The organism is Sphingobacterium populi, from assembly GCF_001586775.1.
GTDB classification, from domain to species: Bacteria; Bacteroidota; Bacteroidia; order Sphingobacteriales; family Sphingobacteriaceae; genus Sphingobacterium; species Sphingobacterium populi.
Genome location: NZ_LQXS01000002.1, coordinates 769,105 through 784,564 on the forward strand (window position 1 = coordinate 769,105; position 15,460 = coordinate 784,564).

General features: G+C 33.5%; 13 protein-coding genes. 9 read left to right on the forward strand and 4 right to left on the reverse strand.

The window, feature by feature from the left end; translation table 11 throughout:
• Positions 1-20: 20 nt before the first annotated feature.
• The 3 genes from A0125_RS07625 to A0125_RS07635 all read left to right on the forward strand — a co-directional run bounded on the left by A0125_RS07625 (position 21) and on the right by A0125_RS07635 (position 5,274).
• On the forward strand, positions 21-929 hold the full coding sequence (locus A0125_RS07625; protein ID WP_066754175.1) for an LLM class flavin-dependent oxidoreductase: 909 nt from the start codon (positions 21-23) through the stop codon (positions 927-929).
• A gap of 2 nt (positions 930-931) precedes the next feature.
• Positions 932-2,179: a glycosyltransferase family 25 protein gene (locus tag A0125_RS07630; protein WP_066754177.1), complete on the forward strand. Its 1,248-nt coding sequence runs from the start codon at positions 932-934 to the stop codon at positions 2,177-2,179.
• A gap of 62 nt (positions 2,180-2,241) precedes the next feature.
• Complete coding sequence (locus tag A0125_RS07635) at positions 2,242-5,274, forward strand: lantibiotic dehydratase (protein WP_262507284.1); 3,033 nt, start codon at positions 2,242-2,244, stop codon at positions 5,272-5,274.
• On the opposite strand, the gene A0125_RS16630 is transcribed toward A0125_RS07635, so the two are convergent.
• Together A0125_RS16630 and A0125_RS07640 are read right to left on the reverse strand one after the other, a co-directional pair.
• Positions 5,259-5,597: a hypothetical protein gene (locus tag A0125_RS16630; RefSeq protein WP_082784949.1), complete on the reverse strand. Its 339-nt coding sequence runs from the start codon at positions 5,595-5,597 to the stop codon at positions 5,259-5,261. The genes A0125_RS07635 and A0125_RS16630 overlap by 16 nt on opposite strands.
• Positions 5,545-6,006, reverse strand: a complete 462-nt coding sequence (locus A0125_RS07640) for a capsular polysaccharide synthesis protein (RefSeq protein ID WP_066754182.1) — start codon at positions 6,004-6,006, stop codon at positions 5,545-5,547. Before A0125_RS07640 ends, A0125_RS16630 begins: the two co-directional genes overlap by 53 nt.
• A 79-nt stretch (positions 6,007-6,085) precedes the next feature.
• Between A0125_RS07640 and A0125_RS07645 the strand changes: the two genes are divergently transcribed.
• Together A0125_RS07645 and A0125_RS07650 are read left to right on the forward strand one after the other, a co-directional pair.
• Positions 6,086-8,281 carry a peptidase domain-containing ABC transporter gene (locus A0125_RS07645; protein WP_066754309.1) on the forward strand — a complete coding sequence of 732 codons (2,196 nt, stop codon included), beginning with the start codon at positions 6,086-6,088 and terminating at the stop codon, positions 8,279-8,281.
• A 4-nt stretch (positions 8,282-8,285) separates the two neighbouring features.
• A complete protein-coding gene (locus A0125_RS07650) occupies positions 8,286-8,888 on the forward strand; it encodes a hypothetical protein (protein ID WP_066754184.1) in 603 nt (200 codons plus the stop codon).
• A 339-nt stretch (positions 8,889-9,227) separates the two neighbouring features.
• Here A0125_RS07650 and A0125_RS07655 read toward each other — a convergent pair whose 3' ends face one another.
• Both A0125_RS07655 and A0125_RS07660 read right to left on the reverse strand, forming a co-directional pair.
• Positions 9,228-9,998 (reverse strand): erythromycin esterase family protein, encoded by a 771-nt coding sequence (locus A0125_RS07655; protein ID WP_066754189.1) that lies wholly within the window; start codon positions 9,996-9,998, stop codon positions 9,228-9,230.
• 85 nt (positions 9,999-10,083) lie between these two features.
• Positions 10,084-11,226: an alpha-mannosyltransferase gene (locus A0125_RS07660; RefSeq protein WP_066754191.1), complete on the reverse strand. Its 1,143-nt coding sequence runs from the start codon at positions 11,224-11,226 to the stop codon at positions 10,084-10,086.
• 985 nt (positions 11,227-12,211) lie between these two features.
• On the opposite strand from A0125_RS07660, the gene A0125_RS15845 reads away from it, so the two are divergent.
• From A0125_RS15845 to A0125_RS07675, 4 genes are all read left to right on the forward strand, one after another.
• Positions 12,212-12,388 (forward strand): hypothetical protein, encoded by a 177-nt coding sequence (locus tag A0125_RS15845; RefSeq protein WP_197464819.1) that lies wholly within the window; start codon positions 12,212-12,214, stop codon positions 12,386-12,388.
• Between the two features lie 939 nt (positions 12,389-13,327).
• Positions 13,328-13,552: a helix-turn-helix domain-containing protein gene (locus tag A0125_RS07665; RefSeq protein WP_066754193.1), complete on the forward strand. Its 225-nt coding sequence runs from the start codon at positions 13,328-13,330 to the stop codon at positions 13,550-13,552.
• Positions 13,549-13,881: a HipA N-terminal domain-containing protein gene (locus tag A0125_RS07670; protein WP_066754195.1), complete on the forward strand. Its 333-nt coding sequence runs from the start codon at positions 13,549-13,551 to the stop codon at positions 13,879-13,881. The genes A0125_RS07665 and A0125_RS07670 overlap by 4 nt, the downstream gene beginning before the upstream one ends.
• Positions 13,882-14,005: 124 nt before the next feature.
• Complete coding sequence (locus A0125_RS07675; protein ID WP_197464820.1) at positions 14,006-14,827, forward strand: HipA domain-containing protein; 822 nt, start codon at positions 14,006-14,008, stop codon at positions 14,825-14,827.
• The last annotated feature ends 633 nt before the right edge of the window (positions 14,828-15,460 follow it).

The following is a 15,460-nucleotide window of genomic DNA, read 5'->3' on the forward strand; positions in this document are numbered from 1 at the left end:
CTTATTCCAACAGAGATTATATGTTAGTAAACGATTTCTCAATAAGTGTTTTAGACATCGGTTCAGTTTCGGGAATTAACTACATTGCGAATGACTTAATTAATTATGCGCAGGAGGCAGATAGGTTAAATTTTAATCGTTTTACTGTTGGTGAGCATTATAACTCAATGCTTCCCTGGTACAGTCCAGATATGCTTATACCAATTTTGGCTGGAGTAACTGAAAGAATAAAAATAGGAGTTAGCGGTATATCTTTACGTTACCACTCGCCATATAAAGTTGCGCTAGATTATAAATTAGTTAGTAGTCTGTATCCTGATAGGATTTCTTTAGGTATAACTAAGGGAAAGGTATCTCCAACTATAGAAAAGTACCTAAATAGTACCCCTGTATCATCGGTTGGCTCTTTTGAGGATAAACTGCAATCTCTAATAGAGTTGTTGAGTAAAGGTGGAAAACATAATACAGAGCCATTTCTACCACCTTTTGATGGTAATAGTCCTGAACTATGGCTTTTGGGGTCTAGTTTGCCCGATATCAACATTGATTTACTTAGGACACTTAATTTTACATTATCATATTTCCACCAACCTGATAAGAGCATAAATAAATTGAGAGATGATATAATGATAATTAAGGATAAATTGATGTCTATTGGGCAAGCGCAGCCTAGAATAGGTATAGCCATTGCAGGTCTATGCTTAGACGATCCTCGAAGAATAAGAAAATCTGTTAAGTTTTGGTCAGATAATAAACCGCCAATACATTCATTTAATCAAATTGTAGGTTCCCCTGAAAGCTACTTGAATCAAATAATGGAGCTGTGCGTTTTTTTAGATGTATATGATTTAACGATATACAATATTGGTGTAGATATCAATGAAAATATTGAATCAATTAATCACGTTAGCTCAATGTTCAAGCTTTGATAATGGAAATTATTAATACCTATATCATCAACCTAGCCTCTCGTTTAGAAAGAAAGGATCATATACTAAGTCAATTTGAAGGTCGTGAAGAATTTCAATTTGAATTGTTTCCGGCAATAGTTTCTCAGAATGGGGCAGAAGGACTTTGGAATTCAATTAAATCTATTGTTATTAATGCAAAACGAGATGGTCTAGATTATGTATTAGTTTGCGAGGATGATCACATGTTTACCGATGTATATCAATCCGAGTCACTATTTAGTTATCTCCAAGTTGCATCGAATCATCAGTGCGAAATATTGATAGGAGGGCCAAGCTCCTGCAGGGGATATATTTTTCCAATTAATAATGATTTGCTGCATGTAGACTTTTTTACTGGAACACAATTTATCATAATTTTCAAAAGATTGTATGATCGAATATTAGATTTCGTTTTCGATAAATCAAGTTTGGATGGTGCTGACCTAATCTTATCACGTATAGCGAACTCTAAAATAGTAATTCATCCTTTTATTTCGGTACAAAAGGAATTTGGTTATTCAGATATCACCCCTTTTTATAATAGTAATATGGGGTATGTTGAGCAATTATACGTGAAGTGCGATATCCATTTAAATCTCATGAGGAATATTTATCACGATCTAAATTTTAGGATAGCATCTGATGATGAAATTGAACTGCCAAAAAATTGGGTAGTTCCAACATATGTAATTTGTGACAATAATAATCAATCCTTAGATCGAGTTTATAATCAATTTAGTGGTAAAGATGAATTAAATATCGTTAAGATTGATGTGGTTAGTAATTCCAAAACAAAGAGTGAAATTTTTAAAAGCATTATCAGTAATGCTTTAGATACTGATGAAGAAGTGATTTTAATAGTTAATGGTGAGCATGAATTTACAAAGTCATACACTTTAGAAAATTTAGCTCGAGATCTATATATTGGTCTAGTTTACGGTGTAGAACTGATTTCTGGAGTATGTTATTTTGCGACGAATATTACCCCAGCTAATCGAAATTTATTTTGGGCAAATTCGTTACTAAACGACCAATTTCTCCTCGTTTTTAAACCATTTTATAAAAAAGTATTGTCAACCACATTTTCAGATGATAATTTCTTCGAAGAACTATCTCGTTTAGCAATAAGTTCTTTTGTTCAAAATCCATTTATGTCAAGTAGCATCATTAAGAATGATGCCGAAAAGTCTTTTGAGGTTTGTCGAAGACTTTTAAATCAACATTACTAATAGATATGTATAGGCATTTCAATAAAATACTAATACGCATTCCAGTATTCCCTTTAGAGTATATGGATCAAAGACCAACGAAGAATAATGAGCTGTTCAATATGGGGCTATACCTTTCGTCTAATGATCTATTGTTGGAGTGGCGGAAATCTCACGATCAAGTATTGGCTAACAGGAGCAAGTTAGAATTAAGTATCTATAAATATTGGATTCGAAGTTGTTCGAGAGCCACACCATATGGAACCTTCGCAGGCTGTACAATAGTTGATGCTTCTGATCAAGATAGTTCTTTATCTTTTAATTCGAAGACAGGTGTCTTCAAAAGGGCGAGATTGGACATGAATTATTTAAAAGGTATTGAGTCGTATTTGAGACCTTTTCTTAAAAAAAAATCTCTTTTATTTACTAACAACTCTTTATACAGGATTGGTGATCACTATCGATATGTTGAATATAGTTTGAATTCGAAAGTACGTGAGTATAGTATCACGTCAGCCGAATCATCAGATTACCTAGACGCGATTTTACTTAAATGTCGTGATGGTATAACTATAGAAATGCTAATTAACAGTATGATAGAGGTTTTTCCCGACTACACTTATGAAGATTTCTACAATTTTATTGAGGAACTATTGGATTCTCAAATTTTATTTCCTGATACGGAGATGCCAATAACTTCGAAGTCACTTGCAAATCACATCAATCTGATAGCCGAAAATTCAGAAATATCACCCCTAATAAGGGAAGGACTACAAATGGTAGTTAATGCGATGGATTGTGATAATTTGAGTTTTAATCAGTTGCAAAATATTGTAACAACATTAAAATCCGTATTTCCAAATATTCCTACCACAAGCGATACATTACAAGTTGATACTTATTTTCGGTTTGATAAAAAGAATATCAATAGTAGGTTAGTGGATAAAATCGTTAAGCAGACATCTGATCTCATGCAGATTTCTAAAAGAAATATATCGAAAGACTTAGCATCTTTTAAGACTCGTTTTTTTAAGAAATATGAATATCAAGAGATACCACTAAGTGTAGCTTTAGATCCAGATTTAGGTGTTGGATTTTCAAATTTTACTGCAGCGAGTACTAAAAGCGAGATGCTTGATGATCTTTCATTTCATCAAAGTTTCACAGAAAATATTATCTATGACGAATTGACGGAATTCGTTACACAGAAATATAATGATTATGTCAATAATGATTTACCCGAAATCTTGATTATTGAATCTGATATTAAAAAAATATCGAATGATTCTTTACAGAAGAACTTTCCGATGAGTACTTCTATCATAGGTACCTTATTCACTAAAACAAAGGAACTATCAGAAAACGGCTTTCTTTTTTCTTTGAACTTTGTTGGTGGAATGTCTGGTGCTAATTTGTTGAGCAGATTCTCTCACGGGGATGATGAAATTTTATCTTTAGTAAAAGATATAACTCGAAAAGAAGAAGTTTGGCAGGATGATGCAATTTTAGCAGAGATTGTTCATCTTCCGCAAGCAAGAATAGGTAATATACTTTTAAGGCCACCTGTACGTAGTTATGAGATTCCCTATGTCGGAAGATCTGGTTTGCCTCGTCAAAATCAAATTGATGTTGATGATTTGTTGATCTCTATCAGAGGTGAGCAAGTTATCCTCCGCAGTAGACGTTTAAATAAACGCATAATTCCTCGGTTAACGACTGCTCACAATTTTGCCAATAATAATCTGCCTTTGTATAAATTTCTGTGTGATCTTCAAGGTCAAGGTCACGATGCTCCTATTTTATGGGATTGGGGTTGGCTAAAAAAAATGGATCATTTACCAAGGGTTGTTTATAAAGACATAATCGTAAAAAAAGCAACTTGGAGAGTTAACATAGACGAATTCAGAAAGGAAGGTGTATTAAGTTTGAATGGCCAAGATATTATACAGTGGTCAATTAAAAGAAAAATTCCTCGAAATATATGTGTAGTTAAGAATGATAATTACCTTCCGATAGACTTGGCTTCAGAACTTGGTGCTAAACTTTTTGAAGACGAACTTAAAAAGAAATCATTTTTAACTATAGAAGAAAATCTTAGTACTGAGTTTTCAGCACCGGTTAAAGATGAAGCAGGAAATAGTTACCATACCGAAATTGTGATACCAATCTTTCATGAATTCAAATCAAATGAAAAATCTACGCCAGCAAAAGCTACTGATGATGAGCTTAGTCAAATCGAGCAGAGAAACTTTTATCCATTTAACAAGTGGTTATACTTTAAATTATATTTAGGAAAAAAAACTGCTGACAAATTCCTCAAAGAATTGTCACCTAAGCTTTGCAAATATAAAAGTGCAGGATTATTTGATAAATTTTTCTTTATCCGTTTTGAAGACTCGGACGGACATCACATAAGGTTACGATTCTATAAAGAAGATAATAAGTTTGAGATGATTTTGCAAAGTATTTACACGCTTTGTGCGGGGTATATCCAATCAGGATTATTGTCAAAAATTAGTATAGATACCTATACTAGGGAATTAGAAAGATATGGTAAAGATCTAATTACCGAAGCTGAGGAGCTATTTGAGACAGATAGCTTTTTCATCCTTGATCTATTAAATATTTTAAATGAAAAAGAAGATGTAGAAAACTATAAGATCCTAGCAGCACTAAAATACGTTGATATTTTTGTAGGCTGTTTTGATCTAACTGTCGATCAAAAGCTAGAATTATTTAATCAAATGTCGAAGAGTTTCCATCAAGAATTTGGAGGTGATAAATTGCTGTTAATACAATTAAATAAAAAGTATAACTCATTTCAAAAAACTATACAACATATAGAACGTAATGATCAAGATTTTATTGCGTCGCTGAATAATCTTATAAGCGTTAAGAAGAATGAGGACATTTCGATCATACGAAAAATAAAGAAAAAGCGCGTTGTTGAAGACTGGAATTTTGGAATCCTCTCTAGCTATATTCATATGTCATTAAATAGACTTTTCATGGAAAATCAAAGACAGTATGAATTAGTTATTTATCACTTTTTGGAAAGACAGTATTATAGCTATGTTCGAAGAAATGGGGCAAAAAAAGTTTATAATGATTTATAGCCCGCATTTTCTAATACTTTATATATAGGAGAATTTACGTCAACTTCCTTCAGAGGATTATTTTTACTCCATTCCCACATTTTGTTCCATAAATGAATACCATATGTTAAATCCGACAAGTCAAAATTTCTATTTGAAAACATGTCCTTATAATTTAGATAATCCACGGGACAAAAGACTTCTGGGGAGACTACATAATCAGTATAGTTATTTTGAAATATTTTTTCCGATAAACATTTGGCTCCAATTTCGGTCCAAGTGATTTGAGTTTTATCTTGAATAGCTGAAACTTTTTTTCTCGATATCCAATAGCAATCTTTCACCTAAAACACTGCGCTTTTCCATCTTTATAACACAATTACTTATGGTCACAATCTCCTCAAAATTACCCATAACTTTTTCTGTAGCAAAAACATATTCAGATTCTATTTCAAAAGGTTTGATACATAACATATCACTATCTACCCACCATCCACCTTTAAGAAAAAGAAGTTTTATTCTGAACCAATCGGAAAACGTCGCGTAGGAGTTATGAAAATCTCTGAAAATATATTGCTTCGGAATTATTTCATTCGCGTTCATTAGCTTAACTCCGTTGGGAATATTTTTTATTGGGCTATATGTATAGATTTCCACTTCACAACCAACGTTTAAAAACGACTGCATACATAGTTTTTGCATATCTTCAAATATGCTACTTATCCACAGGGTTTTAACTTTTATTTTTGACATATTAGGTTATTTCTATAAAATGCAATTTAATCAAATAAATGTTAGCTTATTCAATCTTATCAGATTATTTCTTGTTAAAATGAATTTTAGATTTAAACGGTTTCCTAATTTTTTACAAAGTGATGAAATGGATTGTGGAGTAACGTGTCTTAAAATAATCTCGAAATATTATGGGAAATTGATAAGTACTAAAAAATTAAAGGAGTTGTGTAATAGCTCAAAGGAAGGTGTTAGTTTTTCCGATCTTGAAAATGCCTCCAAAATATTAGGTTTTGATTCCTTTGGTGTAGCATTGCCAATAAGCGAGCTAAAGCAAATTTCGTTACCTGCGATACTACATTGGGATCAAAATCATTTTGTAGTACTATACAAAGTAGTCAGCAATAATTATTACATCTCTGATCCTGCAATAGGACTTACGAGATACTCCCAGTCTTCCTTGCAAGAGCATTGGGAAAGTAATAGTATTAAAGAAAATGGCTTTGCTTTGGTTATGACTCCATCTCCAAAATTTTACAAATTGCAAAGTTCAGATAGTGATATTTCACTCAATTGGAAGAGTATTGTAGAGTATTTTTACCCATATAAGAAAATTATTTATCAACTGTTATGGGGTTTGATAATTGGCTTATTGTTGCAGACATCTATACCGTTATTGACTCAGTATGTAGTCGATGTAGGTATCAAAGGCAATGATATTTCACTTGTCAACTTAATTTTGTTTGCGCAAATTTCCTTATGGTTGGCACAAATATCCGTATCTACCTTAAATTCATGGATATTATTACATATTAGCTCCAGAGTAAATATATCGCTATTGACAGATTTGCTTATAAAGATAATTGCAATGCCTTTGCGTTTTTTTGACACGAAAACTCACGGCGATATCATACAGAGAATTAATGATCAGGAGAGGATTGAAAGTTTTCTCACAGGAAATACTATAAATGCTTTTTTTTCTCTTTTAACAATGATTTTGTTTGGTACTCTATTGTTGATTTATGACCTTCTTATCTTTTCTGTTTTTTTTGCAGGAACAGTAATCTACCTCATTTGGATTTTTATGTTCTTGCCAGCAAGGAGAAAACTAGACAATGAGAGATTCAAGATCTCTTCCGAAAATCAAAATAAACTTGTTGAGCTAATTCAGGGAATCCGGGAAATCAAGAACAATAACGCTGAAATGAAAAAACGTTGGACTTGGGAAGACCTTCAAGTAAATCTGTTTCAATACAAGGTTAAGTCTTTGAAGCTGTCTCAAACACAGCATGTTGGATCTATGGCTATTTCCCAAATTCGCGGAATATTGATTACTTATCTCAGTGCAAAGTATGTGATAGGCGGCGAAATTACCTTGGGTGCTATGATTGCTATACAATATATTGTTGGGGCAGTTAGTAGTCCCGTTGAATCTTTGTTAGGATTTATTCAGTCTTATCAGGATGCCAAAATGAGTCTTAGTAGGTTAAATGAAGTTTTTGAACAAGATGATGAGATTAAACTTGATAAGGAGTATTTGAGTGAAATTCCTAATGATAAATCTATACACTTTCAGGGAGTTTCATTCGGTTACGAGGGAGCCAATGGTTCTCATGTTTTCGAAAATTTAAATCTAAAGATTCCTGCTGGAAAAACTACAGCAATCGTTGGAGAAAGCGGCAGCGGTAAGTCATCTATATTGAAGCTGCTAATGAAGTATAATGATTGTTTTAAAGGTAATATCACAATTGGAGGAATTAGCATTAAAGACATTGACTTCAAAGTATGGCGAAAAGCCTGTGGAGTTGTTATGCAAGATAGTTTTATTTTTGATGATACTATAGAAGGTAATATAGCTTTGTCCGAAGAACAAATTGACGACGTAAAGATGTTAGAAATAATAGATCTTGTCAGGCTTACGGAATTTATCAACTCACTACCTTTGGGATTAAAAACAATAGTAGGAAAAGCTGGATCCGGACTAAGTCAAGGTCAAAGACAAAGGATTTTAATTGCAAGAGCTCTATATAAAATGCCTGACTACTTGTTTTTAGATGAAGCGACAAGTGCATTAGATGCTAATACTGAAAAGCTACTTAGCGATAACCTTTCGAAGTTTCTTAAAAATAGAACTGCCTTGATAATCGCTCATCGATTAAGTACAGTTAAGAATGCTGATAATATTATAGTTTTAAAAAGGGGACAAATTATAGAACAAGGTACTCACTTAGAATTAGTAAAACTAGGAGGGCTATATTTGGAGTTGATAAAAAACCAGTTAGATATAGGAGGATAGTCGTATGGTAAATAAGAAACATAATTATTATAAGTGTTATTCAAAACAAACTGTCAAAGTATTACGAAATGTTCCAAAATGGTTATTTTATAGAGGTAGTCTAATAAACACCATAGCAACTGTGTTGCTAGTAATTCTGTTTGGATTTGTTAAATTCCCTAAGATGTTAGAGGTGAAAGTGAAGGTTGAAGAAAACTCTACTGCTAATATATATCACTCCACTTCTAAGAGTAGCAGTAGCAACGTAGATCAAGATAGACTATGCCTAAATACTTTCTCTATTCCTACACTTGCTGATAGTTCACAAAATAATCTTCAAGATCATATAACCGTAAGCTTTATTTTGGAAGACGAAAAAGTGGTTTTAGATAGCCTAAAACCGGAAATTATATTAACAATATACGGTAATTCAAAGCTAAAAAATCAAATTTTCAAAGGTCATCTACACTATGTAACCAATTCCTACCAGTCAAACAGATTATTTTATGCGGTAATTGGATTTAAAAACAGCTCTATTAGTTCTTATATTAATAAAAATGATATTGGGTCTATGAAAATAAGTCTTGGTGAGAAGTCAATCATTTCTGAAGTATTAGGGATGAGGTAATTCAGGCAGTACAACGCGGATAGCCTTACGAAAAGGGTAAGGTTTCAAAGATAGGTAAGGCTAAATGTTAAGGATCCGGTAGGATCACATTATTATTACTTCCTATAAATACGATTACATTTTTCCCCCTGCGATACAAAAATTACGATATCTAGCTTTTTATCATCGACTATTTTCGGATTTTTTAATCTAATTGCAGAATTTTGATCCTCCTTTAAGCCGATTGCTAGATAATTCTCATTAAAGTATTCTCTTAAAAATGTTCCCATTTTTTTTGGACCTTTAAATAATGGATCATTTTCTAAGTGATAATTTGCGGCTAATACAATTACATTTTCATTACGGCTGATTTTTTTTTAGATTTTCAAACATAAGCGAATCCCGAGGAAAAGAAGGGGCATCCCACAAATTCGTAAATTGTTTCAACTCATCAAAGAAAATTGCATTTTCATCTGAAAAAATTTGTCTTTCCACATATTTGAGATCTTTTCTTGCGGACCTAAACGTCTCCAGCCAATTTCTTGTGGCTATGACGTTGATTCCACTGTCTAAAATTGATAATATAGATTTTCTTAAGGTTGTTTGAATACTTGACAATTTGTAATTAATCTCTATATCGCCGTTACTATATTTTTGGAGACTGTCAATGGGCACAGAAAAATTCTGAAAATCAAACCCTGCAAATGTAATTTTATTTTTTCTTTTCGAATTGAACTCTCTTAACCATTCGATAAATTCAATCATCTGCTCACAATCGTACAAGCCTGCTCCTTGCAATAAATATGGCTCATTAAGTCCAGGTAAAACTTCGTGAAAGATTATGGATTGCGTTTGGCCACTAACGTACTCATTAATTATATGAGAAACATTTATTGAACCCTCTATAGCTATGATGTCTATTTGATGTTCAGTCACAAGTTCTTTAATTATTTTGATCCTAGCATCTACGAGAGATTTCTTGAAATGCGTTTCCTCTCCAACTGCGATCACTTTCCTATTTCTTGCCAGCTCACTAATTATCTTCTTTTGATCAGGTGCAAATATTTGGGAGTGACAATAGTTGGTTAGTATGATTGCAATAAGTGAATGTATTATAAGAAATGATCTCATTTCTAAAAAAGATTAAGCTTTAAAATTTTTTCGATTTATTGCGAATTTATTGACACATAGATATTGCTACTCAAGAACATAGTGTTTATTTACCATCTGCTAAGTCAGATTCAGAATCAAATCTCAGACCAAATCGTGCATTTACAAAATACATGTGCTCTATATAACGTAGGTATAATTCTGAACTACGCCAACTTTCTAGGTAGCCAAGACAGATGTCTTCTAATTTTGAAATATCTTTAGAAATCTCTACAGTGTCAACGTCACCGCTAAGATCAATCATTGTCCGCATACCACGTTGTTTATGATTTACAAACGTTTTTTTTGCATCAGTTCTGAAACTTTTTAGTGTTGTCCAAAACTTTTCACCTTTTAGTGTTATACCCCATTTCATAAGGTTTCGATGAAGAAATAATATTTTACCAGAAAAGTCGTGCTGCACCATCGTGTTCCCAAAAAAAGAAGTTCCTTCAACTATTCCCAGACTCGCAGGTAGGTACGGAACCATTATAAAATCAGTTTCTAGTGCGATCCATGCAAATCTGAATGTGTCTTTGTCCCCTTCAAGTAGTTTGTAGTAATAATCAGAATATTTGTTGAAGTAAACGCATAAGTTAAGAGCTTTCCAGCAAGCCTTTTTATTGATTAGCAACTGTCCGCTTTCCTGTTCAATATCACTACAATCAATTGGGGATCCTATGATTTTCCAAATAGGATTTTCTGGGTTTGTCCTCCAATAATCTGGCCAAAATATAGCCCCACTAGCATTAAATTCATCTGAGGCAAATAAGAATGAGGGATCTTGATAAGCTACATTGTCACAATCTAAAAACAATACTCTTTCGAATCGACTATGTAATATAGCCAATGGTTTCAAATAGTAGCCTGTACTTTTTATATTCTCATAATCTAATAGATCTCTAAATTGTACATCTAATCCATCGAATTGTGTAATAACATAACTTGTAATTTCATTTCCGACATACCAAATTTCAATAGGTAACTTACATCCCTTGTGCCTCAAGGCGCTAATAGATACATATGCACACGTTACATAGTTTACACCCCCGGCTGTATAGACAATTCCTTCTCCATGATATTTATCGGAAGGATAGTCCTCTATTTCGGTCACAAATTGCTGTTGATGTTCTCGAAGGGCAATTATATTATCATCGTCAAATTTGTATTTTAACGAAGTAACAGTATTATTAATAATTTTTGATTTCATATAAATTTGTTTTAAGATACTGGTTTTTGGATCTTAAATATTTTGAAAAGCTTACAATATAGCAGTGAGACTTCTCAATCTTTAGTTAAGATTAATTCCAATATTGTTTATATAAGTGGTATTCTGCCGAATGAATATCAAAAAGCATAAGGTAATAAGTCCTAATTTAAATATTGTTAAATATGGGAATTTTTATTTGAATATTAAAAATGCGACATGAGATAGTAATATTTAGGATCTTAGATAAAGACAATTTTTAATTGGAAGCTATAATAGTGTATTTTACTCCCAATAGGTGGTCCACCATCTTATCTAAGATCTAATCCAGCCTGATCTATGCGATTACAGAAACATACACCTACGATGTGAACGGCAATGCGACCAAAGACAGAATCTGTGTGAGCATCGGCTACAAAAACTTAAGTCTTCCAGATACGGTTTACAATAGTGGATTAAGGTGAGGATCGGTTATTTTTACGATGCCCTAGGCACTAAGCTACGCAATACTCCACACAAGGGGATATCCGAGACTATATAGGTGGTGTCGAATACACCAGCGAAGGCGTATGATAGCCTTACTTATCCAATATGGGGAACTATTGAAGTGGAAATAAACGGTGGTTTTAATTATCAACTAAAGAGATGTTTTAACGAAGCGCTTTGACATAGTTTCTAATGGAACTGATAGCTACCTTAATCAGGCGAGTGAGATTGTTGCCGCAAGAGGTCCCTTAGTAACTCAATTGAGAATAGGAGGATTTAGCAACAGTACATATGAGATTCTAATACATCATTTGGTGTCTTCAGATAATGACCTTGTTGTTAAAGTCAAAGCTTTAGTTTTTCACAGTAACGTCGCGGAATCGATCAAAATAGTTTATCATTAAGTACTATATCAGCGCAGAGTGGTAATGTCCCGGCACGCTCTTTTCGATCTTTTTCACAAGACAGGATAGGTTTCGGCACACAGACGCCAGAACATCCTTTGGATATTGTTGGTAAGCTACATGCACATGAAATCTTGGTAAATATGCAAAAGGCTGCCGACTATGTTTTCGAGCCAGATTATGAGTTAACACCGTTAGATTCTTTAGCACTCTTCATCAAAACAAACAAGCATCTTCCAGAGATCCCATCGGCAAATAAAATGTTGCAGAAATAGTTAGAAGTGCGGTCTTTTCATATTTGTCGATTAAAAAATATTGAGGAATTGACGCTACACGTCATAGACTTCCAGTGGCAGATTCGCGAAATTCAGGAGGAGAAGAGTGTGCTATAGATGCAATTGTCATATAGCACCAATAAATGAATTTCGTAGAAATATCTACAGCGTGTTACAAATAGATTACAGCCTTATGGTTCCAAAACTCATTAATTATCAATAAATTGGCTTTTTAAGTCAGAAACATAGATTTTCCACTATATCGATGAGAGTCCCTAAAAAGCCTAATAATCTCAACCTCCAATTTTATCTTGTAAACAAAATTCAAAGAATAGGAGTTAGGTTACAAATAGGTTACATTAGTTTCGGAGTTCTACAATTTTGCAAGCTCAAGTGTCTTATAATCAGAATTTATAACCTTTGTACTTTGATGCGCTTAAAAGACTAAAGATCTTTTTGGCTCCGAGTTCGAGCCTAGGTGGTACGTTTAGGTAAAAAATGATGTTCTTCTTGATCAAAAAAAGTCATCTCCGGCAATCCAACAATATGCATGATTTTACTGGGGGGTAATGAGAGATTAAATAGGTTACAGCTCGCCATTTTCAAAATTCAATAATATTCCAGTACTTACTTTCATCAGTCAAAAACTTCGATTTCACGTTATATCAGCAAGCGCGGCCGAAAAGTGCCCAAAATTCTATCAAGTTTAAGTATTGTAGATGGCTTTATTTTATATCTTGTTTTGCATTTTTAGTGGTTGCGAGTTGCTTCTTGAATTAATGTGACAATGTTTTTTTAATTTTCCTATTGAAACTACATAGTAAAAATGTAATTGTTGTTATATCTAAATACATATAATCCATAGCGATTAATTATTTTTATATGCGTTAACATATAAAACTTTATATTTGCTTAGATTAGTTGTGAAAACATATAATTATGATGATACTTAAAGATTTTGTGAAGTTGAAAAGAAAGGAAGTAAATCTTACACAAGAGGAGTTTGCTGAACGAGCTGGTGTTGCACTTACGGTTATCCGGAAAATAGAACAGGGTAAGGAAAACCTAAATCTCGAAAAAGTCAACCAAGTACTTAAAATGTTTGGACATGTCTTGGTTCCTGTAAATGCCAGAGAGATATTTAAAGCAAAGGATCAGAGATGAGAAGAGCATCTATTTACTATAAGGATCATTTGGCGGGAACTCTCACGGAGACCGACGATGGTGAATATGTTTTTCACTATGATGAAGCCTACATTAAAGCCTATCCTGCAGCATTCATAACATTCACCATGCCTGTAAGATCCAAACCCTATAATGATAAACGTTTGTTTCCATTTTTTGAGGGACTAATACCTGAAGGTTGGTTGTTAGACATTGCTTCCAAGAGTTGGAAAATCAATACAAACGACCGTATGGCTTTACTGTTAGCATGCTGCCAGAACTGTATCGGTGCAGTAAGTGTTCAACCTATACCTCAGGAAAATGATTAACGAAAAGTGTTTATATTGTTATAAAAAATTGCCGAACGATAAGTCCGATGGTTTTCACGAAAAATGTAGTTTAGATTTTTTTGGCACAAAGCAGCCGCCAGCGATTGAAAACTCATTATCACAAATGACTGAATTAGCAAAGAACGTCGTAGAGCGAAGTATAGCTGTTCCTGGGGTTCAGCCCAAACTTTCTTTGTCGGTAGTAAAGGGAACTATTCAAGACGGAGAAAAGGGGCGTCTGACCGTTGTGGGAGCTTTGGGTGGAAATTATATCTTCAAACCGCCTTCCGATTATTTTCCTGAAATGCCACAAAATGAACATTTAACCATGCGTATCGCTGAAGCTTTCGGTATCAACGTTGTAAAGTCCAGTCTGATACGGTTAAGATCTGGTGAACCATCTTATATTACGAAAAGAATAGACCGAACGGATGAGGGAGAAAAAATACATATGCTCGATATGTTCCAAATAACAGAAGCATTTGACAAATACAAAGGATCAATGGAGAAAGTGGGTAAGGCACTGGATGCATATTCAGACAATACGTTACTGGATAAGTTTTCCTTCTTAGAATTGGCAGTCTTTTGTTTTTTGACTGGAAACAACGATATGCACCTGAAAAATTTTTCCATGATCAACACGAACGGAAAATGGACGTTGGTACCAGCCTACGATCTTTTGAATGTAGCAATCGTAAATCCCGAAGACACGGAAGAACTCGCATTAACATTGGAGGGAAAAAAAAGAAACCTTCAATGGGAGCATTTTCAAAGATTGGGACTGTTGTTAGGGTTAAACGCCAAGCAGATTAACGGTATTGCCAAGCGTTATAAGGAAAGGAAACCAATTGCTTTGCAATGGATTGATCATTCATTTCTTTCTGACGAATACAAAGAGAAGTACAAAACTCTGTTGGAAGAACGATATCACAGAATTGGAATGTGACTGTGTTTAAAACTAAGACATCTTGCAAAACCTTCAAATGCATAGTGAAATTTAACTTCTTTAAAAAATGTTAGAATATTGATTCCGCAAGTTAGAAGTGAAGGTTCTTCGTTTCAACTACAGTGGCGAATAGATAGTCTCATCATCTAAATCTATAACTTCAATCTTATAGATCGAACTTCGATATAATAGGAGCGGCGTTAGAAATAGGTTACAGTGAATGCTCAATTATGTCTCATTACTACTTGTAGATGCTTAATTACTAGCGGTTAGTTTGGTTTCAATTTTTGGCGCTCAAAAGACTAAACATCTTTGAAGTTGGATTTATTTTTTCAGTTACACATGTTTTTTTACTCAAAAAATTCTTAGCTTGAGATCTAATAATACAAAAGCGGTAAATCAATATTTATATAAATTCACCGCGGCATCATAGGTTTTCCTCTTTCGTAAAGTGATGATTAATAGGTAAACAGCGATGTTAAGTTTTTCACGAAGTGATAGAACTCGATTTAAAAACTTAGAGGCGATCGATAGTTGATAATGTAATTGCTAACTGATGCAAGTTCTCGTCTTTTTTATTTTTTTTATAAAATTTTTACCAAGATTTATAATAATTCAATAACATGCGACATT

What these genes read in the sequence shown, in the direction of transcription:
- A0125_RS07625 (WP_066754175.1), top strand. Translation starts at nt 21, where the DNA reads ATGTTAGTAAACGATTTCTCAATAAGTGTTTTAGACATCGGTTCAGTT.
- A0125_RS07630 (WP_066754177.1), top strand. Translation starts at nt 932, where the DNA reads ATGGAAATTATTAATACCTATATCATCAACCTAGCCTCTCGTTTAGAA.
- A0125_RS07635 (WP_262507284.1), top strand. Translation starts at nt 2,242, where the DNA reads ATGGATCAAAGACCAACGAAGAATAATGAGCTGTTCAATATGGGGCTA.
- A0125_RS07640 (WP_066754182.1), bottom strand. Translation starts at nt 6,006, where the DNA reads ATGTCAAAAATAAAAGTTAAAACCCTGTGGATAAGTAGCATATTTGAA.
- A0125_RS07645 (WP_066754309.1), top strand. Translation starts at nt 6,086, where the DNA reads ATGAATTTTAGATTTAAACGGTTTCCTAATTTTTTACAAAGTGATGAA.
- A0125_RS07650 (WP_066754184.1), top strand. Translation starts at nt 8,286, where the DNA reads ATGGTAAATAAGAAACATAATTATTATAAGTGTTATTCAAAACAAACT.
- A0125_RS07655 (WP_066754189.1), bottom strand. Translation starts at nt 9,998, where the DNA reads ATGAGATCATTTCTTATAATACATTCACTTATTGCAATCATACTAACC.
- A0125_RS07660 (WP_066754191.1), bottom strand. Translation starts at nt 11,226, where the DNA reads ATGAAATCAAAAATTATTAATAATACTGTTACTTCGTTAAAATACAAA.
- A0125_RS07665 (WP_066754193.1), top strand. Translation starts at nt 13,328, where the DNA reads ATGATGATACTTAAAGATTTTGTGAAGTTGAAAAGAAAGGAAGTAAAT.
- A0125_RS07670 (WP_066754195.1), top strand. Translation starts at nt 13,549, where the DNA reads ATGAGAAGAGCATCTATTTACTATAAGGATCATTTGGCGGGAACTCTC.
- A0125_RS07675 (WP_197464820.1), top strand. Translation starts at nt 14,006, where the DNA reads ATGACTGAATTAGCAAAGAACGTCGTAGAGCGAAGTATAGCTGTTCCT.